The sequence below is a fragment of the Levilactobacillus fujinensis genome (assembly GCF_003946335.1).
Taxonomy (GTDB): Bacteria; Bacillota; Bacilli; order Lactobacillales; family Lactobacillaceae; genus Levilactobacillus; species Levilactobacillus fujinensis.
On the sequence record NZ_RHNX01000036.1, the window covers coordinates 1 to 24,882 of the forward strand.

A 24,882-nucleotide genomic window follows, 5' to 3' on the forward strand; every position below is an offset into this window, starting at 1 on the left:
GAACTCAAACGTATATTTCTTCATAAAACCACCTCAAAATTATTAGTCTTTCTGTCTAATAATTTTACGGCACTTCAATGTCGTTTGTTCGCATCGCGTCCTTGATTGTCGCCGACACCAGCTTCAGCAGCGCCGCCATCTGCGTATCACTAACCATACTGCGCATCTCTTGAAAGTAGCGGATGCGGACGATCATTGTGGTAACAGGCAGGTCAAACCGCCGATTCGTCTCAGTAAAAACCGCCGTATCTTCAATGTAGGAGACCGTTGTCCGTAGATTGGTGGCCTCATCAAAAGCGCCCCGTTCAACGAGGTCACTCCGTAGCTTTGCATTTTCCGTTTGGAGTCGCCGCGCATGGACTGTCATGCCGTAAAATGTCACCGACAACAGTAATGGCAAGATCAACCAATACGTTAAACGCCAGATAAAGTCTTGGGGATTCAGTTGCTCCTCGTAAATGGCAAAGATGATCTGTGCAAAGATGAACGCTAAATTAACTAGCAACCCGGTGACCATTCCCCAAAAGTATGTGAGTAAAATCAGGCAAAAGGTCACGCCTAAAAACAGAACGTTGATTAATAAATAATGTGTGTGGGTGGCGGCCATCCCGATGCCAAGTCCCCCTAATAATGCCAGGAACAAAATCAAATAGATATCCGTCAGCCAGCTGTCTCGACCTGCATGTCTAATCATGACGTGTCCCCTTTTCTAGAAGATGATAATGCCGTAAGAGCAACAACGTCGCCACTAAAATAATGACGACAACGCCCAACGCGATCCCCAGATAAATCAAGAGTTGCGCGTGACGACTAATCTGTTGACGTTGATCAGCACTGGTGTCGATCAGCTTATTTTTCTTAAACCGATAACCGAGATGCTGGTTATTTTGATCGACCACAATGGCATCCCCAGTGTACTGCGCAATGTTTTTCTGCGTGTTCAACTGCGTCGAGGCCAAGTAAGCCTGTTCTGGCTGCGCACCCGTCACGACCAGCAACCCCCGCTTGGTATTAAATGGTGACCGTAACAGTTGGGCTGTTCCCAAGGTCTGACCATAACGTTGTTCGATACTTAGCTTCTCATTGGAGACAAAGCCTGTTTGTGCGTGATTAAATTTAAAGTAGAGTTTTGAATTTAGTTTGGCTATCAAGGAATTTTGGGTTGGCGTTCCAAATGCGATCACATTGTTTCTTTTCAGGATTTCCTGTCTGGGCTGTTGATTATAAAAGGTAATGTTGCCACGATTACTTTCAGCATAGTTCCCAATTAAATTAAAGATATTAGTCAATGTTCGGTAATCAGCCGCCGTCATCGTCCGTGGCCGCACGACCGCTAACTGGTCGTAGGTCGAGTGTCGCAAGAATAAGTTGGGGTAGTTACTGAAGAGGAGATCGTTCCCGGGTGCCGACTTGATTTTCGCCACCGAAGTTGGTTCGATACTAGCCCAGGGCGATTCATTTGTCGCTGAACTCTGAGTGACCGGCAAGTCCAGCCCGATTCTGATTGTAAAACTATTCCCCAAAGCCATTCCTTTAGGCAGGGTGACCGTAAATTGATCGTTATCCGCGTGTTTTGCCGTCAAATGATGACTACCAACGGCCACGCCATTAATATAGACCGTCGCCAGTGCCGCCTTAAAATCCAGATTCCGGGCATAACGCAGATGGACCGTAATCGTTGAGCCGTCTGCGTTGTTGCGGTCAACCGGAAGACTCACAAAATAACTCTGCTCCTGATGTCCCGCTCCGGTTAATCTATCGCTGGTCGTCGTCAATTGGTAACGACCACTGTAATTCAGTGATGACGTAAACGTCTGCGTCGTTGCCGTAACGTCAGCATTAGGATGTGAAGTTTCCGTCATCAATTCTGAATTGGCAACGAAGCGTGCCGCTTTGGCCAGTAGTTTGCCCGTCAATGCCGTCACAATCAAATAGTGCTTGCCCTGACGATCCACGCGTCGTAACATCCCGCGATTTTGCAACGTTGCCCGGTTAAAGAGGCGCTTAAATTGTGCCGGTAAATGGTCATAAGTTGCTACAATCAGCTGATAGTCCGCTGCCTGTCCAGATTTATCGGCAAAGGTGGTTACCGGGATCTGTTGGTTATTCGTCGTAATGACCCGGGCCTCACCGGTCAGTGCATACATGCTAGCTGCCAATTCCGCGTTTGATGCCTGGTTGGGCACCCGAATAGCCGCTTGGCGATTAACAATCGTATCCGGTCCAGAAAAATGATCATAAAAGGAATCAATATTCTTTGTGGGCTGTTTGACACGATACTGACAATTTACGGACGACCGATTGTCGATGGTTAACCAATTGGCCGGTGTCTGTGCTAGTCGGTAGTCCTGAGTCGCCTTTTTACTCTTAGTTGTCAGGATTTGGCCGCTCACCTGCAGTTCGTTTTCTCCCTGTAAGAGCCGTAGTGGAATCTTGATGGACTTGGTCTGCAGCCCCGTCTGCTTCTTCGGCCGAAACGAGTAAAATTTAACCCCGTTTAAGGATACCGTCAGATCCGACAGTTGTCGGTTCGACAATTGTGAAATTTGAAAGTTCAGGTTCAACGTTGCCCGGTGCATGCGCCAGTAGTCCATCTTTACAAAGTACGTGCTGGTCTGGACGGCTTGCCCAGATAGACTAGTCGTGCTGTTTTGAAACGGCTGGGTGTACGTCGACCATGACGCCGCCTGCGCACCACTCATTCCAGCCAGGCCGAGCATCCCACCTACGAGGCATAGGACGCCCCTACTGATAACGTTTCGTTTTATACCACTTAGCTTGTTGATGAAAGACTTGTTCACGGATATACCCCACCATTCCATAGGCCGCTACAGCAAGCCACATTTGACTGTAGACGACGTACATAAAGATTATGATCATCAAATTACTCAGCGTCATTTCTCCCTTTTCGGTCGTAATCGTTACAAAAGTGCTGATGACGAACAGCACGATAGCAAAGAGCCACAGGGTGTTATTGAACCCACGCAGGTTAGAATGGGCGATCCCGGCGACTGACAGGACAAAGACCGAATCGGATAGCAACAGCGACGTCATTAACAAAAAATAGATGGATAAAAAGTACAACAAATCAAACCGAATTGGGCGACCCGTCTTCCGAAAAACTAATGGCAAGTTCTTCAGAATCACGTAAATATTTCCTTTGACCCACCGTGTTCGCTGATGAAACCACACGTCCAAGGTTTGTGGTTCCTGTTCCCACGTGACCGCGCGCGGTTGGAAGTTGATCCGATACCCCAGCCGATAGATACGAAAACTAATTTCGGTGTCCTCGGCCAAGGCCTTGGTGTCCCAGCCACCGATTTTCTCTAGTAGCGACCGCCGAATCACGTAATTCGTCCCGGGAATCGTGCAAAGTTTGAACAATCGCAATCGTCCCGCCTGCGCCATCCATTGAAACGACAGCGTTTCAACGTTAATAAATCGCGTCAACAGGGACGCATTTTTATTTCGCGTGCGAAACTTTCCAATGACCGCGCCGTAGCCATCATCCTGCAAGAGTTCAGCCACCAATAGGCGCAGGGCCGGTCGCTCCGGCGTGTTATCGGCGTCATAAACAGAAATAATGCTACCCTTGGCCCGCTTCAATGCAATGTTAAGCGCGTTTGATTTGCCCTTTCCCCCGGTCTGTTTGTCCGTATTGATCACTTCTAAATTACGTTCCGGGTAGGTATTTTGAATTCCCTGTAAGAGCTCAGCCGAATTATCGCTGGAATTATCATTGATCACAATAATCTCATAGCGGTCATGGGGATAATCAAAATTTAACAAGGATAGCACTGTTTTGACGATGACGATTCCCTCGTTATGTGCTGGTACCATAATGGTCACGAACGGCACATCTTTTGGTAATTGGGGATCTGGTGTCCGTACAATTTTTAAATACTGCAAATAGCCAGCCATGGTCAAAATAAGGTTGACGACCAAGATCCCCCAAATGGCGATAATGGCAACAAACACAAAGTAATCCAATACACTCATGACAAGCCTAACCTCCTTCATTAAAGTGCTTAATACCCAATGCCCATCACTATTTTCGCATGAACATTCGGCGATAGATTCTGCGACCCAAGAATAGGAATATGCCCAGCACGATCGTTGTGATAACAAAGAATGTCATCAGAATCCAGCCCTGAATCTTAAAGTAACGACTTAATGCGACAAAATTTTTCCGCTCAAAGTGATAATTGGGCACACCGGTCGCTTCAGATCGAACTTTAACGGGGCTGCCATTGAGATAATACGTGCCCTTGTGGTACCCAAATGTCGCGGACGCACTGACTACCCGGGATCGCATCTGCTTTTGGGGCGCATACCAAGTCACATTAGCCCGTCGCAGTTGCTGTAACAGTGCAGCTTCCTGCTTAGCGGAGGTCGGCAACTGAACCGTAACTGCCGTGGGTAAAGCAGGCGTTATCTGCTGAGTTTGCCCGTTACGTACCGTCTGTAATGAATGCCATGTCATCCCATACCAGGTCGTTTTAACCGTCCCACCCAAATTATCTTGTTTTGCAAATGTTGGCGTCGCTGGATTGGGCAGAAGTAAGACATCACGTGCACGTTGCAAGCCATAGCGCCGCAAAATTTGGTCCTGATTCCAATAGGCTGGCGCACTGATTCCCACCGGAATGACCTGCCGCTGCCCCAATTGGTTAAGTTCCGCAACCATCAGTTGTTCCAAGGTATTTCCACTCTGGGCATTTGCTGCACCCACAACCGGTGCCTGCAGAAAAATCACACCTTGCTGCTGCTCAACGAATCGGAGTGTTTTGGTAAAACGCGTAAACGCCCGCATCGACGTGTTATTGGCCACTGACGTCGTACTCAGGGCAAACGGTATATCAGCGGCAGACAATTGTCGGGCCAATTGCCGCACGCGCTTAAGATTACTATAGGGTGTCACCCCTGTAATCGTCAGTAAGGGCGCTTGTGTCCTTTGTTTCCCAAAGAGCGCTGCAATTGTCTGCATAGCCACCAGCAAGCTCAATCCTTTTGGCTCCAAATACGGGAGGTAGCCATGCTTCCCCACTACCGTTCCGTATGGATGATCTGGTAGACTCGCCCGTTGCCTTGTGAGCGTGCCAAAATTATGTGCGCCCCTCGTCGGCTTAAGCAACGTGATATTTTCGCTAAAGGGCAATAATTGCCAATCACGTCGGTTCTTTAACAAGAACTGCTGATGCCGAACGGCAACTCGTTTCGATCGCAGTTGCCGCGCCTCGGTCGCGTCGAGGCCCGACCCAATGTGGAGTTGTTTCCCGGTGAACGCATCCCGGTCCCGAATGAAGGCGGCATTCTTCAAATGACCCGCCGGCCAATTATTCAAGGTCACCACACCTTGATAATGCCGAGATGTCAGCTGACCCGCCCGATATGTGGTCAACTGTTCCGTCCGCGTTTGCACGCCTGCACTCGCTAACAGGCGCTGCACGGCATCTAATTTTGTCTGTCCTTGCTGCTTAGAATTCAATGCATCGTACACAATGAGAACACGACGCGTTGCAGCTTGGGCGGTTTGTCCTAACCCCCACAGGCCACCCAAGAGGCTCAAAATAACCAATAGCCCTGACCACCATTTTCGCATGACCTACACCCCCGTTTCCGCATCATCCGTATGCCAGAGACGGTGATTCAGCATATCTGCTAGAAAAATCAGCAGAACCATGTCGATACTTAAAGGCACCATCAGTAGTCGCTGTGCCAGCTCAGTTGTTCCCCCATCAATGATGGCCATGACGGGAACACTGATAAAAATCAAGAGCAACCCGCACACTAGGAAGAAGCGAACAACACTTGCCACTCGTTGTACCCGCAAGTCGTTGTAGAATCCCACAGCAAATACCATGAGGAGGGCCACCACTAAAAGTAGATTGAACGCAAACCGTCGGGGAAAAAAACTGCCCGCAATCGCACTAAACCCCGTAAAAATAGTCACTTGTGCGCCTGGCGCCTTACCCGCGACTTTCTGATAATCCCCCACTGATTTGTTCTGCGTCATCATCATGTCACTGGCAGCCAAATTCAGTAACGTCATAAATTGTCGTGGATGCTGAATATAGTAACGACTGACCCACCCCACCGTGTAACGCTGCAGTAGTTGCTGGTGCACTGAGCGGCTATTTGGTCGTTTGGCAGTGAAGGCCGTTGGATAATAATCCTCCCCCTTCATTAGCCCGTATTGGCGACTAATACCGCTGTGTGCAATGGCCTGACTAGCATCCGTATCTTGGGTCAATACCCCATGCGTAAAGGATTGATACCGGTTCACAGCGCGCTGTTCACGCGATAATGAGGTATAGCTCAGACCACCTAGGGCCAGAACCACCAAGATTCCCGTCAATAGCCAAAGCCACCGTGGACCACGAGTCACCACAAAGAAAAAGCCGCCACTAGCAATCAGGAAGCATAAGACTAGCGGTCCGTTTTGCGGTGTTGCCGTCACAAGTAAAGCTACACCAACAAAGAACCCGATCACTAACCGCCAGCTGGTCGTACGTTGGCGGGCCACAATCAAGATCGTGGCTACTACGTATAGCATGCCAATCACCATTACCGGTGTCGCATAAAATGAATTAAAACTCAAAACAAACGATGCATCAGCAAACACGAACACGATGATCACGGCCAAAAAATAGCTGCGAATTCGCCGATACGGCTGCGTCATCGCCCTTGTCAGCAGGTAAATACCACCAAGATATGGTACCGCATACGTCAGCCCTAAAAAGCGCACATCAAAAACTGTTTGGCTATAAACGACCCTATTCAGTAGAATTGCGACCTGGATAAAGAGCGTTTGCGCCGTAAAACTAGTTCCCCGCAACTCGTTAAAATACTGCATGATGCCAAACTGTGGATTAACGTAAGTCGTTGTCTGATACCCGCTCAACCGATAAAGACCGTTATTGGCTAAGATTTGCGGGAAAGTCCCATTGTCTGCCAAGCCACGTAAGGGGGGAACGAATAGCAGAAAGCCAACCACCAAGGCGGCCAAAATAGTTGCCAGCGCTGCGGGTGACACATGGCGTGTGAAGGCCTGCCAAGTCGTTAAGCTTAGTTGTTTAAGTCGTTTCATCTGGCAAGCCCTCCTTCATGGTTAGTACCCAGCAGCGTTTAATGCGGTCAAGTTGCTGTACGAATAGCTCTGCTTGGTTTTCGCATTCCCGATTCCGCCAAATATGGGGGAGGATTGCGTGGTCACCTGCCCTTGCCAAACCAGTTGCATAGCCCGGCGGTAGTTTGCTTGATCTCCAGCTGTGGCAAAGACCATCGCGGCCAACGCGTAGTTCGCGGTGGACTGCCCGTTATCCGTGACGCTTCCGGCCGTTGAATAACCGTTATACAACTTGTGTCCCTTAACTTGTTGTGCTAGCCAAGTCCGGCTCGTTGTCTTGAGTTCACCGATTTCCGCCAAATGCAGTAACGTTTCCAGGGCTTCCGACGTGTTCAAAGCTTTCGTTGCATACGTCAGTTGTTTCCAATTAAAACTCGCAGCATACAACGGGAAGACGTCCCCTAAATAGCCCCCACGGACGACCTTCAACTGTTCTCTATAGGCCTTTTTGCCGGCCTGACTGCCTTGTTCATAATACTTGAGCGTTTTAAAGTCGAAATAGGCCAAGCTACTGGTCTTTGCCGTTTGTTTTGTCTGTGGATCGTAGTAGTCATACAAACGCCCATTCTTCAGCGCACCAGATTGGAGCGTTGCAAAGTGATTTGCTGCCGTCTGTTGGTAGTGCGATGTCTTGGTTAATGCATCGTAAAGGTTGAGAGCACGAATGATCCGTAGATCGTCCAGTGTAGCGTTAACGGCAAACCGCTTTTTGCTGCGCGGATCATAGCGATAACTAAACTGACCGTGGCTCCCAAACGTCTTGCTTGTAGCCCGATAGAATGTTCGAAATTTTTGATAATCGTGCTGCGTTGCTAAATATTCGAGCCACATACCGGCTGATTCGCTCAACAACTCATGGCCTGTCGCTGCATTGGTCGTTCGCTGGGCCGTATCCACATAATTTGTGTAAATTCCCTGTTTCGTCGCTAGCTTGGTCGAGATGAACTTAGCAAGCTGTTGTTGATCTTTCCGGTCGGTCGTCGTATGTACGGTCGTTGACCGAACAAACGTCGTTGGCGTTGCCTTGGGCGCCGTTCCAGTGATTGCCTTAGACTGACACCCACCTAGTAGCAGACCCATACTCAGAAATACGATTCCAAACTGCCACTTCAATCGCATAATTTCCCCTTCTTCACGAATTTAATGTTAAGTAGGCCCTGTCCTTGGACAAGACGTTCTCATTAATCTTAGGCAAATAAAATTTTATAAACTAGCGACCTTTTATAGAAAAAAGGGTTATGTATAAATTCATTTCAAGACCAGTTCCAAGCTCCCCAAAACCATCAAGGCTATTTGCCTATTTCCGGTTTATCTAGACATAAATAGTCCAGTCTTTACCTGCTGTATCAATGATTATACGCATTTTCTAAATTTCAATCATCAGCGCCATCAACACCTTATCGTATAATTCCTTTATACTAATAATGTATAAATAATCTCAATGTGATTACGTTTTCATCTTACCATGTTTGTCGGGTGAAATTTAGTAGATTGACGCTTTTTCCGTAAATTTAGTGCGTAGAATTCCTAATTCGGTCTGAAACCATCTTGATTGTTAGAAAACGGAGTGGGACATAAGTCACCCATAGTAGCGTAAATAAAAAGTTGCTCCTTTCAGAATCGTTAGATTCTGAAAGGAGCAACTTTTTGAGTTATGTTCGAGACTTTTTCAAGATTTACTTTAAATAATCTAACTGCAGGTTGACTGCTAAACTGTTCACGCTGTTGTTCCAGCCTGACCATAAACCAGTAACGTTTCTAGCCGCATAATCATGTTGCCTCAGACCAACTACGTCAGCCCATAGCTGCTGGTCGGCAAGTCGCTGACTGGACAACACTACCCAATTTTAGTCTCAGTATCCTTGTACCAACAGTCATAATAGCTGTTTTGAGACCCGCAACCTTTAAATCTAGTCACGGAATACTGCCGCCGAAATGTGTTGCCCTTTGACCTGACGACGCCGTGCTTCGCGGTATAAGAAGAGGTACGTTTGCCGTGCCAAAGCCGTATTCGCTGTCATTTCGTTGTCGGCGTCCGCAATGGCTTCCTCGGTTTGTTTGGCATGATCCCACCGGTCTTTCGCCTCGTCAATGCTCAACAGGAGTTGTTCATCATACGCTGCCTTTAACCGGGGAAGTTGCCGTTTCTTTTTTCCAAACATCCGCGATTCCTCCTTACATTTCGGTCCGGCCTTCAACTGCCTTGAACAACGTCATTTCATCGGCGTATTCAATGTCACTGCCGACGGACAAGCCATGGGCTAAACGCGTTACCTTGATTCCCGCCGGCTTGATCAACCGTGACAGGTACATTGCAGTGGCTTCCCCCTCAGGCGTGGCATTGGTCGCAATGATGACTTCCTTGATGGCCGGATTCTTCTGTAGCCGGCTAATCAGACTCGCAATGTTCAAATCCTCTGGGCCCTTACCTTCAATGGGTGACATGACCCCTTGTAAGACATGATACAGGCCATGATATTCCTTCATCTTTTCCATGACCATAATGTCCTTGGCCTGCTCAACAACCAAGACGTGGGATTGATCCCGCGTCTTGTCCGCACAGATAGAGCATGGGTCATTCTCGGTAATGTTGCCACAGATCGAACAAAAGTGAAGGTCCCGTTTTGCGGAGACCAGCGCTTTAGAAAACGCCGTGACGTCATCCTCTGCCATATCAATGGTAAAGAACGCCAGTCGAGTTGCCGACTTTTGCCCAATGCCCGGCAACTTCATGTAGCTGTCGATCAATTGCGCGATGGGTTCTGGATACTGCATAGGTCACAACGTCCTTTCTAAACTTACATCCCGGGAATATTCATTCCTTGGGTATATTTACCTAACGTTTGTTTCGTAGTCGATTCGATTTGGTTAAGCGCATCGTTAACGGCAGCTAAGACTAAGTCGGCTAACATGTCAGGATCATCCGGATCGATAACTTCTGGCTTGATGGTTAGGTCAGTCATCTTCCGGTCACCCGTAAAGGTTGCTTGAACCATGTCGTCTGGTGACGTCCCCGTGAAACTCTGGGCGTTCAAATTATTTTGGTCCTCTTCCATCTTCTTTTGCATTTGCCGCATCTGTTTCATCATATTTCCCATATTTCCCATGTTCCGCATTGTAATCATCCTTTCAAATTTTAATCTGCTTTAACGTTAACAATATCCTTGCCAAAGAGTTCTTCAGCCTTGGTGACCACCGGATTTTCCGCTGGCTTTTCAGGCTCAGCTGGCGTATCCGAGTTAGCCTGGAGTTCCGCCTTGTGGGCCGTCAAATAGTTTTTTCGAATGACTGGCCAGTCATCCTTTGGCACAAAGACCACCGGTAAAACCGTCCCAATCATGCGATCCAATCCATTTTCCAAGGCATCGGTCAACTCATGGTCGGTCGTGGCGCGTTGGTACAAGAAAGAATAGTCAAAGGCCACGATCACACCGGAGTTCGCCGCAGCGACTGGTTGTGAGACCTTCATGACGGCTCGTTGCGTAATTGACAAGCTGTTCAGGAGGTCTGGCCAGACTTCCTGTAACTGGTTAAGCTTCTCACGCGTTGCGGAGCCCAAGATTGGATAAATTTTAGCCAGGTTGACTTCCTTTGCTGGAGCCGACTTGGTAACTCGCGGTTTTGCAGACGTCGCAGCTGCCTTAGGAGTGCTTGGGGCCTGTTCCAGCTGTTTCACGGCAGAGCGCAACTGATCAATTTCATGCTGTAGCTCCGTCACCTCGTTCGATCCGACGGCCTGTTGTGGCACGCTGGATGCTTCGGCGGTTGCGACGGCAGTGGCCCCACTTTGGTGACCAATTTCGGCCAATTTAATAGTTAAGATTTCCAAGTAAACGTCGGGATGGGTCGTAAACCGCATCTGTTGTTGAATGGCATTTAACTCGTTGATCATACCATACATAGTTTGTGCTGCCGTCTTCTTCGCCAAGGCTTGGAAGTCGTCGCTCACGCTCCCCATCTCGGCTTCTTCCACCAACTGTGGTGCTTGCTGGTAAAGTAAGAGGTCCCTAGCATAACTGATGACGTCTTCGGTGAACCGTTCAGCATCCTTACCGGCTTCTAGAACCGACTGTAGCGTTGCCAGCGCTGCCTTGGTATCCCCACTGAGAACTTGCTGAACATACGTTGCTAGCAATTCATGGGTAACACTCCCGGTAACCAGCAGCGCGTTATCTAACGTGATTTCATTGTCGCCAAAAGACAGGGCCTGGTCCAGAATACTCAGCGCATCCCGCATACCACCTTCAGCTGCCTTGGCAATCACCTTAATGGCCTGCTCGTCGTAGGTCACCTTCTTCTGGTCAAGAATATAGATCATCCGTTGATAGCTATCATTAGCCGCGATCCGTTTAAAGTCAAACCGCTGGGTCCGTGAAATGATCGTAGCCGGAATCTTGTGAGGTTCCGTGGTCGCCAAGATAAAGATCACGTTAGTCGGTGGCTCCTCGAGCGTCTTCAATAAAGCATTGAACGCCCCCGTCGACAGCATATGAACTTCATCGATGATATAAACCTTGTAGTCGGCCACAGTCGGCGCATACTTCACCTTATCCCGAATATCACGAATTTCTTCGACACCGTTGTTGGAAGCCGCATCAATTTCGATCACGTCATTTAACGTACCATCGGTGATGGCTTTGCAGGTATCACATTCGTTACAGGGTTCACCGTCTTGCTGGTGATGACAGTTGATGGCCTTCGCAAAAATTTTGGCCGCCGACGTCTTCCCGGTTCCCCGAGGACCAGCAAACAAGTACGCATGACTAATTTGATTGGTTGTAATGGCGTTCTTTAACGTCCGGGTAATGACCTCTTGCCCGATCATATCGTCAAAACGCTGGGGTCGCCAGACCCGATAAAGTGCTTGATAAGCCATGCAATCTGTTCCTTTCTTCAATGGTTACTTCACTGACTGAAGGTTGAAAGTTCCAAAATACTCATGATACCTGTTGTCGTCGTACTAATTAGACGACATTGTCCAGTCACCTTACCGACAGGTAGATAAAATGTGAGCTGGGACGGTGTGAACGCAACCTGAAGCCTCGAAAACGCCGAGTCGCCAAACTTGATTTTCTACTAAGTCAGCGAAGGAAACGCCCGTTAACTAAGTAGAACGCCGCGTCTGAGCCCACATCTGCTAACACCATCGACACGGCGGGTTCCCTACCAATAGGCCTTTACCTTAAATTCACTGAGTATAATTATAGCCTTTTTCCCCGGCAGCTGTCACGGATTGCCGGCAAGTATTTACAGGAAATTAAGGTGCGCAACTTAACGCCTAATGTCAGTTGATTACGGTCAAAAAACTTTTAAAGGTATGAAAAAACTCCCAGTCAACGACTAGGAGTTATTAATTAGCTCATAAACTTGAAGCACAAAGCGAAACGAACTTAGTGCTGCTTCCTTCCGGACCTGACACGATTCGTAGGCCCGCCCTTGCTTCAAGGCCTTAACGGCAAGTACTAGTGTATCATGATTCCCCAACTCTGTCTACTCAATTGTCAGTTAGAACACTAGTAACCACTGTTGCAATGTGGCTGTCAGGATTCCACTCGCTGAGAGGGCGGCAGATAAGGCGCCGATTGAACGACGTTGGCCAATTTTAGTCTCCGTATCGTCGTGACAACAGTCATACTAGGTATTTCGGAATTTTCAACCTTCAGTTAGCGTTCTACCACAATAAGTGTTGACTTGCCAAACCAGCTAAAATTAACAATTCCATTTGTACATTAGTCCGCAGCTAATTATTTTGAAACAAGCTACCGCTCAGTTTGCTGTGCCGCCTTGCGTACCTTCTTCGCTGCCTTTTGGCGCTTGCGAGCGGCCTTGAAGAAACTGACCATACGCTCGCCGGCATCCTTGGCCATTAATCCCTCGTGGACGCTGACGACGTGATTTAATCGGTCGTCCGTGAGCGTTTGGTAAAGACTATCCACTGCCCCCGCCTTGGGGTCCCGGGCGCCGTAAAAGACCTCTGGGATGCGGGCGTTGACGATGGCCCCGCTACACATCAGGCACGGTTCGATCGTCACGTAGAGCTGGCAATCATTGAGTCGCCAGCTTCGCAGTGTCGCACAGGCCTCTTCAATTGCCCGAACTTCCGCATGAAGGGTCGCGTCGTTGCCATGTTCACGAAGGTTGTGCCCCCGACCAATGATCTGACCATTGTGGACAATGACGGCGCCGATGGGAACCTCACCGATGATGGCCGCCTGGTCAGCCTCAAACAAAGCTTCTTCCATATAATGACGTTGTTGCGTCGTGTACGTTTTCTCGCGCACATCGGCCCCTCCTTTCACGGCTGGTTAGTTCAGTGTGCTTTCCAAAATGTAATAACCCTTATCTTTTTTCAAAATCTGACAATTCCCAAAAGTTTCGGTCATGTGCTTCTTAGCCGATGGGGCCCCCTGTTTCTTCTGCAAAACCACGGTCAACGTTCCACCTGGTAACAAGTGCAGAGCAGCCTCTTCTAGCATGGTTGTGACAACCTGTTTGCCTGCTCGTACTGGCGGATTGGTAATGATAGCCGCGTAACGCTGCGTGACGTTCGCATAAATGTCCGATGACTTGATTTCAACGTTTTCAATCTGGTTAGCTACCGCATTTTGTCGGGCTAATGCCAAAGCCAATTCGTTCACATCGACCATGGTCACTTGCCGTTCTGGCCACTGTTTTGCCAGTGCCAAGCCAATCGGACCGTAGCCCGTCCCCAGATCCAACCAAGGACCAGCAGGGGTCTTATCTGCGTTAAATGCTTCCAACAACACCCGTGACCCGTAGTCCACCCGATTCTTCGAGAAGACTCCGTTGTCGGTGGTAAACAACAATTCGTTACCTAAGAGGGTAAATGGCCAGTGTTGTTCTTCGTGTAAAACGTCTGGATTTTGTGTATAATAGTGATTAGTCAAATTCTCCGCCACCTTTACCTCTTATTTTACCGTAGATAGGTCACGGTGGCTAATAAAAAAAGATTATCGTGCTAGACACTATATTTAGTAGTTATTGTATATTTCAACTACAAAATATGGTGTCTTTTTTGATTGAATTTTTCTATATCTGGTGTACACTAAGTTCATTGATATTGAAATTAGAGGATGTGGCAACAATGAAAGTAACGATCTATTCAAAAAACAACTGTATGCAATGCAAGATGACGAAGCGTTTTCTCAGTGAACACAACGTGGACTTTGAAGAACGTAACATCAATCAGAACCCAGAATACGTGTCATATCTCAAGGAACAAGGCTTTCAAGCTGTTCCCGTAGTTGAAGCACCCGGTCTTCCCGCATTTTATGGGTTCCGACCCGACCAACTAACTAAGATTGCGGGCTAACTAGCCTGGCACAAACCCGTCTTGGCGACGTCGTGTTTGTTCACGGTGTCGCCATTTTTATTTGATTTAGCGTACTTACACACTTTGACCTATCAGAGAGGAAGAGACGACCAGTATGAGCTTAAAAGACTTAAAAGATGTCACGTACTACGACCTGAACAACGAGATTAATATCCCGGTAAACGGGCAAATTCCCTTAAATAAGGACCAAGAAGCCCTTCACGCCTTCTTAAAAGAAAACGTCGTCCCAAACACGAAGAAATTTGATTCACTCCGCGACCGATTTGACTACTTGATTGCAAATAACTATGTGGAAAAAAAGGTGATCGACGCTTACCCACTTAGCTTCATTACAGAACTTTATGCCTATTTAAAGGCACAGAACTTTCATTTCAAGTCTTTCATGGCTGCCTACAAATTTTACGCCCAATATGCGCTCAAAACCGATGACAACGACTACTACTTAGAAAACTTCATCGATCGGGTCGCCATGAACGCCTTAGACTTTGCTGACGGTGACCAGCAGTTAGCCCACGACTTAGCTGACGAAATCATTCACCAACGTTACCAACCCGCAACGCCTAGCTTCCTAAACGCCGGTCGTTCTCGCCGCGGCGAACTGGTTTCCTGTTTTCTGATTCAATCGACCGATGACATGAATACGATTGGCCGGACCATCAATTCCGCCTTACAATTGTCACGGATCGGTGGTGGGGTCGGCATCAGTCTTTCCAACTTACGAGGTGCTGGTGACCCCATCAAGCATATTGAAGGTGCTGCTTCCGGTGTGGTTCCCGTTATGAAATTACTTGAAGACAGTTTCTCTTACTCTAACCAACTCGGCCAACGGCAGGGGGCCGGGGTCGTCTACCTGAGTGTCTTCCATCCAGATATCGTCGCCTTTTTGGGTGCCAAAAAAGAAAATGCCGACGAAAAAATTCGGTTAAAGACGCTGTCCCTAGGCGTTACGGTTCCCGACAAGTTCTATGAACTCTGTGAAGCCGATGCCGATATGTACTTATTTAGCCCTTACGATGTCGAGCGGATCTACGGTAAACCATTCTCCTACGTAGACATCACCACGGAATACGACAATATGGTCGCTAACCCGGATATCCGTAAGAAGAAGCTCAAGGCACGTGACTTGGAAACTGATATTGGCAAACTGCAACAGGAATCCGGTTATCCCTACATCGTCAACATCGACACAGCTAATCGTGAAAGCCCTATCGACGGCCGCATCGTGATGAGTAACCTGTGTTCTGAGATCATGCAGGTCCAAACGCCGTCAACTGTCAACAATAAACAAGAGTACATTAAAAAAGGAACCGACATCTCCTGTAACCTTGGCTCTACCAACATTGTTAACCTCATGACCTCCCCGGACTTCGGTCACTCCGTGGAAACCATGGTCCGGGCCTTAACCTTTGTCACCGACCACTCCGACATCGACGTAGTCCCTTCCATTCAAAAGGGAAACCACTTGGCGCACACAATTGGGCTGGGTGCCATGGGCCTACACAGCTACTTTGCCAAGAACCAAATGATGTATGGCTCCAAGGACAGCATTGCCTTCACCAGCGTTTACTTTATGCTGCTCAACTACTGGACGTTAAAGGCCTCGAACCAGATTGCCAAGGAACGCCACGAAACGTTCCACAACTTTGAAAAGAGTGCCTACGCCTCCGGGACCTACTTTGATCGGTATACCGAAAGTGACTGGCGACCAACGTCTGAAAAGGTTCAAGGTCTCTTCGCCAACGTTTGGCTACCTTCACCAGAGGACTGGGCCGCTTTAAAGGCTGACGTGATGGCTGATGGACTGTACCACCAAAATCGGATGGCCGTTGCGCCAAACGGGTCCATTTCTTACATCAACGACACTACGGCTAGCCTGCATCCCATCATCAACCGGATCGAAGAACGTCAGGAAAAGACGATTGGGAAGATCTACTACCCAGCCCCTTACCTGAGCAATGAAACCATGCCTTACTACAAATCCGCTTATGATACTGACATGCGCCGCGTGATCGACGTCTATGCCGCTGCCCAAAAACATGTAGACCAAGGTATGAGCCTGACCCTATTCATGCGTTCCACGATTCCAGCTGGCCTGTACGAATGGAAGAACGGCCGGACCGATAAAATGACCACGCGGGATCTCAGCATCCTACGGAATTACGCACATCACAAGGGGATTAAGTCGCTCTACTATGTTCGAACCTTTACCGACGACAATAATGAAGTTGGCGCCAACCAATGTGAAAGCTGCGTTATCTAGCAACTGACTAAGATTAGGCAATCTGCGCCTTACTGGCCGGCAGATATGGGCTGAAACGGTAAACGTCAGAGGCCCCGTATCTCCGAGTTTGTCGTGACAGACATCAGTCAGAACCAGAGACGGCCAAGTTAACGCAATCTCAATATCAAGGAACACTCACGAACAATCAAAGGAGTGGTAACATGGCAAGAATAGAAAATTATCAAGCAATCAACTGGAACCAGGTCTCCGATGAAATTGACAAGGCCACCTGGGAAAAATTAACGGAACAATTTTGGTTGGATACCCGGATTCCCGTGTCCAATGACCTAGACGATTGGCGGACGTTGGACACGGACCACAAATGGGTCGTGGGCCACGTCTTTGGTGGGTTGACCTTACTGGACACCCTCCAGTCACAAGACGGTATGGCGGCATTACGACGCGATGTGCGGACCCCTCACGAAACGGCCGTCCTGAACAACATTCAATTCATGGAGTCCGTTCACGCTAAGAGTTACTCCACCATTTTCTCCACGTTGAACACGCCAGATGAAATCGACGAAATTTTCAAATGGAGTGACTCCGAAGAGTTTTTGCAGAACAAGACAAAGCGCATCTATGACCTCTACCACGATGACGAGCATCCCCTGAAGAAGAAAATCTCCAGTGTCTTCCTGGAAACGTTCCTGTTCTACTCTGGCTTCTTCACGCCACTCTACTATCTGGGGCACAACAAACTCAACAACGTGGCGGAGATCATCAAGTTGATTTTGCGGGACGAATCCGTTCACGGCACCTACATTGGCTATAAATTCCAGCTGGGTATGAAAGAACTGACCGACAACGAGCAGCAAGCCATGAAGGACTGGATGTACGACTTCCTTTACAAGCTTTACGATAACGAGGAAAAGTACACCCACACCCTGTACGACCAAATTGGCTGGACTGAACAAGTTCTGACATTCATTCGCTACAACGCCAACAAGGCCCTGATGAATTTGGGCCAAGATCCCTTGTTCCCAGACACGGCTGACGACGTGAACCCCGTGGTCATGAACGGAATCTCCACCTCAACTGCTAACCACGACTTCTTCTCTCAAGTTGGTAATGGCTATCTGTTAGGTAACGTGGAAGCCATGAGCAACGATGATTACAACATCGGTGAACCGACTGATCCGGAAGATCCTAGCAAATAAGCGTAAAAAATGAAGTCCCATCACTGACCCTCCAGAGCACAGGGGGTTGGTGATGGGACTCTTTTTTAATTTAGCCTTTCAAAAATGCTGGCCGTGAATACGCCGGGTTCGGATACCGGTAGAAACCGGCCCCACTCTCTTGTCCCAAATGGTCCTGTTCGATCATGTCTGTCTTGACCGTGTGCGCCACGTCAACTAAGAATTCCTTGCCAGGTTGACCACTGGCGGCCAAAATAATGTTGTAGGCGGTGCGCAGCCCAATTTCATCGAGAATCCCGAATGGTCCCATCGGTGCGCCCGTCGCTATCATCCACGCACGGTCAATGGTCTCGATATCCGCCACTCCCTTGGCCCACAATACTAAAGCGGCGTCCACGAACGGAATCAGCAGGGTATTAAGGACGTAAGCCGGTTGTTCTTTCTTTAATTGAATTGGCACCATACCAATCTGCCGTGCGAAAGCGACTCCCGCCTCATAAATTGCCGGAGCCGTGCCAGCATGGCCCATTACCTCGGTCATATTGTTCGCCCAGATGTGGTTGGCAAAGTGTAGCGCCAGGAATTTCTCCGGCCGGCCCGTCATGGCTGCAAACTGGCTGGGCACTAGTGTTGATGAATTCGTCGCAAAGATCGTCTTCGCCGGTGCCACTTTCGCTAACTCGCCGTAAAAAGCGCTCTTGATAGCCAACACTTCCGGAATGGCTTCAATCACCAGGTCGGCGTCCGCGACAGCTGTCGCAAGGTCGGTTGCAAAATGCAAGCGCGCGTTCGTGTCAAACAAAACTGCCGGTGTCGCATTCATTTCCTGCTCATAGGCCTGATCCCAAGTCGCCATGCGCTGTTTAGCGGCAGCGATGGCTGCGGCATCCACATCATAGACAGTGACGTCTAGTCCACTATAGGCCGTTTGATAGGCAATTTGACTACCTAATGTCCCGCCACCTGCAACGGTTACCTTTTCAATCGTCATAAGTCCTCTTCCTCCTTGTGTGAAGCAGTCAGACACACTGGAATCTCAGACCGGAGTTGGCTTGTGCAAAAACTTCCGTTAGTTGGTCATAGATTCCTTCATTTAAACCACCTTCATTTTAAAATCGGCTGTATTTTTTCACAATCTGAATGCGATTGTTGCGTCCCAACATTTACGAAGTCACTTATCCCCCCCTGCTGCGACCAGTTCGCCGGACTTTTCCGTAGGGAATGCGGTATAATAATGCCAAATCTAAATTTTGGGGGTCTTTACATGTCAACCATTAAAAATGTGTGTGTCTTCTGCGGCTCCAACCACGGCTACGATCCACAATTTCTGATTCAAACAAACGCGTTGGGGAAATATCTCGCTGAGAATAACCACCCAGTGGTCTACGGTGGCGGTAAGGAAGGTTTGATGGGGGCCATTGCCACCTCGACCATGGCAGCTGGCGGTGAAGTCATCGGCATCATCCCTACCTTTTTGCGTGAAATGGGCTTAGCTAAGGAAGATGTCACTACCTTCATCGAGACGGCGACCATGGATGAACGTAAGGACGAGATGCTGCGCCAATCAGACGCCTTTATCGTTCTACCCGGTGGCTTTGGAACCTTTGAAGAGTTCACGACCATGCTGTCCTGGAGTCAAATCAACGTCCATCAAAAACCCATCGCGCTCTTTAACATCGATCACTACTTCGACGAACTGGTTGCGATGATGCACAAATGTTGCGATGCAGGTTTCGCGCCGCAAGAAAACCTGGACCTCTTTATTGACGCGGACAGCGTCGACGGTATTTTTGAGGGGTTCGCCAACTTCCACCATCAATTGCCTTTTAAGTACACAAACTGAAGGTTAAAAGTTCCAAAACACTCATTCTGACTGTTGTCACAACGATATTGGGTCTAAAATTAGGCAACGTTGCCCAACTATCGCCTTACCGGCCGGCAGATATGGGCTGGTTTGAGGCGACATGGATTATGCTGCTAGGAACGCTGTTGAATTATAGTTAAACTTTACGCACTGCGGTTACCAGAGATTCCGCCGGTTTAGATTGCATTCTTCAATCAGATCTGTTGAAAATAAAAATTCGAAACATCCCGGCAACCCAGCCAACAATCATAGCACGCAACGTTAAAAGAGCACCTAGCAAATGGAATTTGATTGCTAGGTGCTCTTTTTGAATTTGTTTTTTATCGTTAGCGGGTCATTAACCTCATCGTCACTCCCGGTTCTGCCACCGGACTTCGTCGACCAGCCAGCCGTTGAGCCACTTGGGAACGAATTGTGGCGTCACGTTTGGTCGGCGGTTGATGATCAACAACAACTGTAACATGCTGAAAATCAGGGACTGCCGTTTACGGTAGGCTAAGTATTTCGGCTGCCAGTCCGTCACGTACTTTTCTTTGTACGCTCGGAGTCCCTGGAAACTATAAAAGTTATAACCATACTCATAGATGAGGTGGGCCACCCGTTCTTCAATAAAGCTGAATTCCGACAACCCAACATTGGCTAACGGCGCCATCCCCAGATTGAAGCTCTGGTAGCCCTGGTCTCGACAGGTCTCAAACAAGTACACAAACAGCCCATCCATAATTCCAGACGGTGCATCGTGACTAGCCCGCATCAAATCGATCGACGTCATTGTGCGTTCACCCGTCGGCATGAGGTTAGCAAAGGCCACGATTTTTCCCTGAGCATCATGCATCACTGCAACCGGCGCCTCATTCAAGTAGTCGCGGTCAAAGAACCCCATGGAGAAGCCCTTTTCCGTTTCATCATTCAGCCATGACGCCGAAATTTCCTGAAGCTCGTTGAACTGATCGTCACGCAATGGCGGCTGTAAGAGGTCAAATTGGTAGCCTTCTCGCTGAAACTTATTGATCAGCGCCCGTTCACCTCGACGGGCCTTCCCACTCAATTTAAACGTTTGCAGATCAACGTGACCTTCCTCACCGACCTTGATAAAGTCAAACCCCATTTCATGAAGCCGCAGGGTGAGCGTTTCACTAATTTCGTAAAAGACCGGCCGCAAGCCCGCCTGATCAGCATCATGCATAAATGCCTTTAGGGCCGGTTCCAAGACGGCTTGATTACCGATCGGCTCCCCCATGACCATCAGCTTATCCGCCTCTTGTCGGTACAGCAAGAAGAGTTGATCCTTACCTTCCACTTGATAAAAGTAAGCCCGCTTATCCCGCAGGAAAGCCAAGTGACTGACCTCATTACCGCCAAATTCGGCAATAATTGCACGCATTCTAGAGGCGTTATATGGCTCCTGAAGCCACTTTGGCCGACCACTGGACAAGTAGCGATAAATACCGATCAGAATCAGCAGTGCAACTAAGAGGCCGCCTAGACCATTCAGCCAAACCTGTGTCGATGGTAGCAGCCAGGAATTTGGCAAAAAGGGATGATGATGACCGCCAATATGCATACTGGAGATGCCGAGGATGGTGTAGAGAATGAACGTCCCCACATAAATACTACCATCCACCAATAGACCGCCCCAGGAATAGTTCAGGCTCGTTCGGTAAAGTTCTGGTCGTGCAAATAATAGGCAGGCCAAAACTAATCCTAGCAAAATCGCCAGGCCAACTGGGAAATTCTCCCGCCACAGTGTGATCACGATCGCCACAACTAGAACGACTAGTGTCGGCCAAAATACCCGTTTGACCCGGGCACCAACACCGCGCGCCAACCCGATCAACAGGAACGCCATAATAATATTACTCATTTGGCTTAAGAAATAAAACATGTAGGGTACCAGACGCATGTACAGTCGGTTCGCCAGCACCACATCTGGAATCGTGGCAAATAGGAGCATCATAACCCCTGAGAAATACATAAAGGTCGTCACAAAGAGGTGCGCCCCGCGCCGGAACACCGCGACCGGCAGGCCATTTAAGAAATGGTTGACCCGATGGCCCACGTCATGGATAAAGAAACCGACCCCTACGGCGAAGGGCAGCAGGTAGTAGAACAACCGGTAGAGTAACAACCACCCCGTTGCGTCGGCCCGACTAACACCAAGAAAGCCCAGGCCAATAATCATGAAAACATCAAATGACCCCAGGCCACCGGGAATCATGGACACGACCCCAGCCACGGAAGCTACGACAAACATCGGGAAGACCGCTGCCAATGAGATCGGCAAGCCCAAGGTCCAGCCAATCAACAGGAAAAATAACGCACAGCTTCCCCATTCTAAGCTGGAACCAATGATCAACTTCATTTCCCGTCTTAAGGTTAGATCCTGAAAAAATTCACCATTACTCAGACGCGTAAAGATAAAGATACCCGGAAAGTAGAGACCCCCACCCAGCAACCAGATCCAGTACCCACGAAATGGTTGGCCGACATCAAACCCAAATAGCATGATCAGCGCAACCCAGCAGGACAAGGAAAGTCCCGCCAACAAGAATAACGCAATCTTGGAAATGGCGTACACGACTTGCTTTTTCGTTGCCGCTTTCGCATAGAAATTGGCCCGCAAACTAGCACCCAGCAGGCCTCCCATGCCCGCTAAGTTGGTAAACGTGTTGGTGGTCCAACCACTACGCACGATGTAGCCGCGCGAAAATTTCCCCGGTAAAAACTCAACGATGGTGAAATCGTAGACCAACATCGGCAAGACCGCAATAAACCCACACACTAATAGCAAGAGCAACGTCCCCGTACTTAGCGTTGCCAGCTCGGCACGTAACTCCTGACCGTTCACTTCTTTCGCAACGCGGCCAACGGCTTGAATGATAAAAATTAAAATCGAAAACATGAAGAGGCCCTTGATCAACGTTAAATGACGCTGAATTTGACCCCACAATCCTTTCCCCATGATGCTACCTCCCCCGTAGAACTTCATTATCCCAATAGCGTTTTGAAAAAACAATCAAGGGGCAAAGCTAACCGATTGTTGCGACAGTCAACTATCTTTACCCGTTATCTGACCATTACGCTAAACAAAAGGACATGCCCACTACATTCAGCGGTCATGCCCTTTTGTGACTGACTAAAACAGTTTGTGTTAGTCCTAACCAATCTGATAGTTCATTATAACATGCGGTCCTTTCTTGACTACTGGTTAATCGTATTCTTTGAGAAGATAGAAGATTTGCTAAACTTTATCGCACTGCGGCTGTCAGAGATCTCACGCACCATGGGGAACATTTCAGTTTGGGGAACGGACTTCCCATCCAATTTAGCGGTCACGAGTCGCGACGCTCCGTCTCCAAAACCGGCCAGGTCATTAGCAGGTATTGCTAGCCAATGACCTGGCCGACTTGGGCTAAACACGCCCGTCACAAAAATTAAATCTAGTTGTGAGCTGAATTTTAATTCGAATTTATGTCTATCAAGTTGCCAGTTTTAAAACACCCATTATGACCGAGCTGCGAGACCAAAACGACTAGTCATCTACTGGCGTCGACGGGTGACGGCCCTTTAACCAGCCAATGATAGCCGGAATCAACGAGATCACGATAATTCCTAAAATAACTGCCGAAAAGTGGGCTTTGACAAAGGCGATGTTACCGAAGAAATATCCACCGCCGCTACAGATCAAGACCCACGCAATAGACCCACTCACGTTGAACTTGAGGAATCGACGATAGGGAAATTGTGACCCGGCTGCTGTGAACGGCACGAAGGTCCGCACGATCGGCATGAAGCGCCCCAGAAAAATAGCGGCTGGGCCATGCTTACGGAAGAACCGTTCCGATTGTGCCAGTCGTTTTTGATTGATCAGTCGACCGAACCACGACCCCTTGGCTAAGGTCCGTCCCAAATAATAATTCAAGGAATCCCCGGCCAACGCTGCAACTAGGAATAACCCGATCAACAGCCAAATATTCAGGCCATACTTGGGATTGGCCGCCAACGCTGCTGCAGCAAATAGTAAGGAGTCACCTGGCAAAAATGGCAGAATCACTGCCCCCGTTTCAATGAAGATGATGGCAAACAAGATCAGGTAGGTAGACCCACCAAATGTGTTCACGATATTCACTAAATGGCTATCAATGTGTAAAACAAAGTCGATTAGGTATCCCATTCTTTTCTCCTTCAGCGGGCACCTGCCACGCTAGTCTTATTTCTCCTAAAGACGAGAGGTCGGCGGATAGGGGCTCAGGCGCGGCGTTCTACTAAATCAGTGGGTGTTTTCCCCCATTGGCTTAGTAGAAAACCAAGCTTAGAGACTCGGTATTTTCGAGGCTTCAAGTTGTGTTCGCACCGATCTAGCCCATATCTGTCGGCCGGTAAGGCGCTGACTAGCCAATATTGCCTAATTTTAGTCTCAGTCTAGCTGTTACAACAGTCATACTAGGTGTTTTAGAGCTTTCAAGTCTTTAGTTAATTTCGTTTTCGCCATTGACTACGCCACCGCCAATCGATGAGACCAAATATCACGACACTCAGTCCAGAAATACTGCCACCTAGACGACCACCGGGCACGTGATAGCGCAACCGGATGTGATTGCTTCCCTGCTGTAAAGGAATACCCATTAGCCCATTCAGTAATCGTTGTGGTTTAACCCGCTGCCCGTTAACCGTGGCTGTCCAGCCGGTATCGTAAGGTACGCTGAGGAACAACTCGTGGCGACTGGTTGACCCCGTCACGTTACCCACCAGCTCGGTTTTAAAGTGACTATTCACGGTATGCAACGTTAATTGTTGTTGCCGCACGGTTTGGACCAGTTGCTTAAAGGCCGTTTGCCGTAAACTCATCACCTGTGTCTGGTAGACCGCATCCGGATACTTGGCTGCAAACGTCACCGTTATCGTTTGCCCGCGCTTAAAGTCGCCTAACTTCGCGAGCAACTCATGACCATTTGCACTTGGTGTTAATCCAATCGTTTGACCATCAACTTTCATGGTCGAAAACTTGGTCGCCCCGGTGGTCCACATGTAAGCGGCCCCATTTGAAGTGCAAGCAAAATGTTAGACACTTTTCTAACCTAGGCAACTAGCATCTTCTGACAATACTCGACTGGGGTT

General features: G+C 48.6%; 20 protein-coding genes and 1 other RNA gene. 4 read left to right on the plus strand and 17 right to left on the minus strand.

Translation table 11 applies throughout. The annotated features are described in order from the left end of the window. Window positions 1-64: 64 nt before the first annotated feature. The 13 genes from EKM89_RS11370 to EKM89_RS11430 all read right to left on the minus strand — a co-directional run bounded on the left by EKM89_RS11370 (window position 65) and on the right by EKM89_RS11430 (window position 14,037). A complete protein-coding gene (locus tag EKM89_RS11370; RefSeq protein WP_191988767.1) occupies window positions 65-694 on the minus strand; it encodes a GGDEF domain-containing protein in 630 nt (209 codons plus the stop codon). Beyond that, window positions 687-2,801: a cellulose biosynthesis cyclic di-GMP-binding regulatory protein BcsB gene (locus EKM89_RS11375; RefSeq protein ID WP_318531004.1), complete on the minus strand. Its 2,115-nt coding sequence runs from the start codon at window positions 2,799-2,801 to the stop codon at window positions 687-689. The genes EKM89_RS11370 and EKM89_RS11375 overlap by 8 nt, the downstream gene beginning before the upstream one ends. After that, window positions 2,746-3,999 carry a glycosyltransferase gene (locus EKM89_RS11380; RefSeq protein WP_125688644.1) on the minus strand — a complete coding sequence of 418 codons (1,254 nt, stop codon included), beginning with the start codon at window positions 3,997-3,999 and terminating at the stop codon, window positions 2,746-2,748. The genes EKM89_RS11375 and EKM89_RS11380 overlap by 56 nt, the downstream gene beginning before the upstream one ends. A gap of 49 nt (window positions 4,000-4,048) precedes the next feature. After that, window positions 4,049-5,602: a hypothetical protein gene (locus tag EKM89_RS11385; RefSeq protein WP_125688646.1), complete on the minus strand. Its 1,554-nt coding sequence runs from the start codon at window positions 5,600-5,602 to the stop codon at window positions 4,049-4,051. Window positions 5,603-5,605: 3 nt separating this feature from the next. Beyond that, complete coding sequence (gene wsfD, locus EKM89_RS11390; protein ID WP_125688648.1) at window positions 5,606-7,090, minus strand: glycan biosynthesis hexose transferase WsfD; 1,485 nt, start codon at window positions 7,088-7,090, stop codon at window positions 5,606-5,608. Window positions 7,091-7,111: 21 nt separating this feature from the next. After that, window positions 7,112-8,248 (minus strand): glycosyl hydrolase family 8, encoded by a 1,137-nt coding sequence (locus EKM89_RS11395; RefSeq protein ID WP_164510579.1) that lies wholly within the window; start codon window positions 8,246-8,248, stop codon window positions 7,112-7,114. Window positions 8,249-9,039: 791 nt separating this feature from the next. Next, on the minus strand, window positions 9,040-9,291 hold the full coding sequence (locus EKM89_RS11400) for a YaaL family protein (RefSeq protein WP_048732437.1): 252 nt from the start codon (window positions 9,289-9,291) through the stop codon (window positions 9,040-9,042). 13 nt (window positions 9,292-9,304) lie between these two features. Further along, entirely contained in the window at window positions 9,305-9,904 is a 600-nt protein-coding gene (gene recR / locus EKM89_RS11405; RefSeq protein WP_125688650.1) for a recombination mediator RecR, read from the minus strand. A gap of 23 nt (window positions 9,905-9,927) precedes the next feature. After that, window positions 9,928-10,245 (minus strand): YbaB/EbfC family nucleoid-associated protein, encoded by a 318-nt coding sequence (locus tag EKM89_RS11410; protein ID WP_125688673.1) that lies wholly within the window; start codon window positions 10,243-10,245, stop codon window positions 9,928-9,930. 20 nt (window positions 10,246-10,265) lie between these two features. After that, window positions 10,266-12,005, minus strand: a complete 1,740-nt coding sequence (dnaX, locus tag EKM89_RS11415) for a DNA polymerase III subunit gamma/tau (RefSeq protein ID WP_125688652.1) — start codon at window positions 12,003-12,005, stop codon at window positions 10,266-10,268. 485 nt (window positions 12,006-12,490) lie between these two features. After that, window positions 12,491-12,577, minus strand: an RNA gene (gene ffs / locus EKM89_RS11420) — signal recognition particle sRNA small type. A gap of 311 nt (window positions 12,578-12,888) precedes the next feature. Beyond that, entirely contained in the window at window positions 12,889-13,410 is a 522-nt protein-coding gene (gene tadA, locus EKM89_RS11425; protein ID WP_125688654.1) for a tRNA adenosine(34) deaminase TadA, read from the minus strand. A gap of 24 nt (window positions 13,411-13,434) precedes the next feature. Further along, entirely contained in the window at window positions 13,435-14,037 is a 603-nt protein-coding gene (locus EKM89_RS11430) for a class I SAM-dependent methyltransferase (protein ID WP_125688656.1), read from the minus strand. 197 nt (window positions 14,038-14,234) lie between these two features. On the opposite strand from EKM89_RS11430, the gene EKM89_RS11435 reads away from it, so the two are divergent. The 3 genes from EKM89_RS11435 (at window position 14,235) to nrdF (ending at window position 17,921) form a co-directional block, all read left to right on the plus strand. Further along, the gene (locus tag EKM89_RS11435; protein WP_048732442.1) at window positions 14,235-14,462 is read left to right on the plus strand and encodes a redoxin NrdH; all 228 of its coding nucleotides are present in this window, start codon (window positions 14,235-14,237) and stop codon (window positions 14,460-14,462) included. 115 nt (window positions 14,463-14,577) lie between these two features. Continuing rightward, the gene (gene nrdE, locus EKM89_RS11440) at window positions 14,578-16,743 is read left to right on the plus strand and encodes a class 1b ribonucleoside-diphosphate reductase subunit alpha (protein WP_125688658.1); all 2,166 of its coding nucleotides are present in this window, start codon (window positions 14,578-14,580) and stop codon (window positions 16,741-16,743) included. 182 nt (window positions 16,744-16,925) lie between these two features. Next, window positions 16,926-17,921 carry a class 1b ribonucleoside-diphosphate reductase subunit beta gene (gene nrdF / locus EKM89_RS11445; RefSeq protein ID WP_048732444.1) on the plus strand — a complete coding sequence of 332 codons (996 nt, stop codon included), beginning with the start codon at window positions 16,926-16,928 and terminating at the stop codon, window positions 17,919-17,921. 70 nt (window positions 17,922-17,991) lie between these two features. On the opposite strand, the gene EKM89_RS11450 is transcribed toward nrdF, so the two are convergent. Then, window positions 17,992-18,891 (minus strand): 3-hydroxyacyl-CoA dehydrogenase, encoded by a 900-nt coding sequence (locus EKM89_RS11450; protein WP_125688659.1) that lies wholly within the window; start codon window positions 18,889-18,891, stop codon window positions 17,992-17,994. 273 nt (window positions 18,892-19,164) lie between these two features. Here EKM89_RS11450 and EKM89_RS11455 point away from each other — a divergent pair, with 273 nt between their 5' ends. Beyond that, entirely contained in the window at window positions 19,165-19,743 is a 579-nt protein-coding gene (locus EKM89_RS11455; RefSeq protein ID WP_125688661.1) for an LOG family protein, read from the plus strand. Between the two features lie 370 nt (window positions 19,744-20,113). On the opposite strand, the gene mprF is transcribed toward EKM89_RS11455, so the two are convergent. The 3 genes from mprF to EKM89_RS11470 form a co-directional block, all read right to left on the minus strand. Next, the gene (mprF, locus tag EKM89_RS11460) at window positions 20,114-22,726 is read right to left on the minus strand and encodes a bifunctional lysylphosphatidylglycerol flippase/synthetase MprF (RefSeq protein WP_125688663.1); all 2,613 of its coding nucleotides are present in this window, start codon (window positions 22,724-22,726) and stop codon (window positions 20,114-20,116) included. A 570-nt stretch (window positions 22,727-23,296) separates the two neighbouring features. Beyond that, entirely contained in the window at window positions 23,297-23,938 is a 642-nt protein-coding gene (locus EKM89_RS11465) for a VTT domain-containing protein (protein ID WP_125688665.1), read from the minus strand. Between the two features lie 299 nt (window positions 23,939-24,237). Then, the gene (locus tag EKM89_RS11470; RefSeq protein WP_125688667.1) at window positions 24,238-24,792 is read right to left on the minus strand and encodes a YfhO family protein; all 555 of its coding nucleotides are present in this window, start codon (window positions 24,790-24,792) and stop codon (window positions 24,238-24,240) included. Between the last annotated feature and the right edge of the window lie 90 nt (window positions 24,793-24,882).

Excerpts from the sequence above, each read along its gene's own strand:
- EKM89_RS11370 (WP_191988767.1), bottom strand. The coding sequence starts at position 694 with ATGATTAGACATGCAGGTCGAGACAGCTGGCTGACGGATATCTATTTG.
- EKM89_RS11380 (WP_125688644.1), bottom strand. The coding sequence starts at position 3,999 with ATGAGTGTATTGGATTACTTTGTGTTTGTTGCCATTATCGCCATTTGG.
- EKM89_RS11385 (WP_125688646.1), bottom strand. The coding sequence starts at position 5,602 with ATGCGAAAATGGTGGTCAGGGCTATTGGTTATTTTGAGCCTCTTGGGT.
- wsfD (WP_125688648.1), bottom strand. The coding sequence starts at position 7,090 with ATGAAACGACTTAAACAACTAAGCTTAACGACTTGGCAGGCCTTCACA.
- EKM89_RS11395 (WP_164510579.1), bottom strand. The coding sequence starts at position 8,248 with ATGCGATTGAAGTGGCAGTTTGGAATCGTATTTCTGAGTATGGGTCTG.
- EKM89_RS11400 (WP_048732437.1), bottom strand. The coding sequence starts at position 9,291 with ATGTTTGGAAAAAAGAAACGGCAACTTCCCCGGTTAAAGGCAGCGTAT.
- recR (WP_125688650.1), bottom strand. The coding sequence starts at position 9,904 with ATGCAGTATCCAGAACCCATCGCGCAATTGATCGACAGCTACATGAAG.
- EKM89_RS11410 (WP_125688673.1), bottom strand. The coding sequence starts at position 10,245 with ATGCGGAACATGGGAAATATGGGAAATATGATGAAACAGATGCGGCAA.
- dnaX (WP_125688652.1), bottom strand. The coding sequence starts at position 12,005 with ATGGCTTATCAAGCACTTTATCGGGTCTGGCGACCCCAGCGTTTTGAC.
- EKM89_RS11435 (WP_048732442.1), top strand. The coding sequence starts at position 14,235 with ATGAAAGTAACGATCTATTCAAAAAACAACTGTATGCAATGCAAGATG.
- nrdE (WP_125688658.1), top strand. The coding sequence starts at position 14,578 with ATGAGCTTAAAAGACTTAAAAGATGTCACGTACTACGACCTGAACAAC.
- nrdF (WP_048732444.1), top strand. The coding sequence starts at position 16,926 with ATGGCAAGAATAGAAAATTATCAAGCAATCAACTGGAACCAGGTCTCC.
- EKM89_RS11450 (WP_125688659.1), bottom strand. The coding sequence starts at position 18,891 with ATGACGATTGAAAAGGTAACCGTTGCAGGTGGCGGGACATTAGGTAGT.
- EKM89_RS11455 (WP_125688661.1), top strand. The coding sequence starts at position 19,165 with ATGTCAACCATTAAAAATGTGTGTGTCTTCTGCGGCTCCAACCACGGC.
- mprF (WP_125688663.1), bottom strand. The coding sequence starts at position 22,726 with ATGGGGAAAGGATTGTGGGGTCAAATTCAGCGTCATTTAACGTTGATC.
- EKM89_RS11465 (WP_125688665.1), bottom strand. The coding sequence starts at position 23,938 with ATGGGATACCTAATCGACTTTGTTTTACACATTGATAGCCATTTAGTG.
- EKM89_RS11470 (WP_125688667.1), bottom strand. The coding sequence starts at position 24,792 with ATGTGGACCACCGGGGCGACCAAGTTTTCGACCATGAAAGTTGATGGT.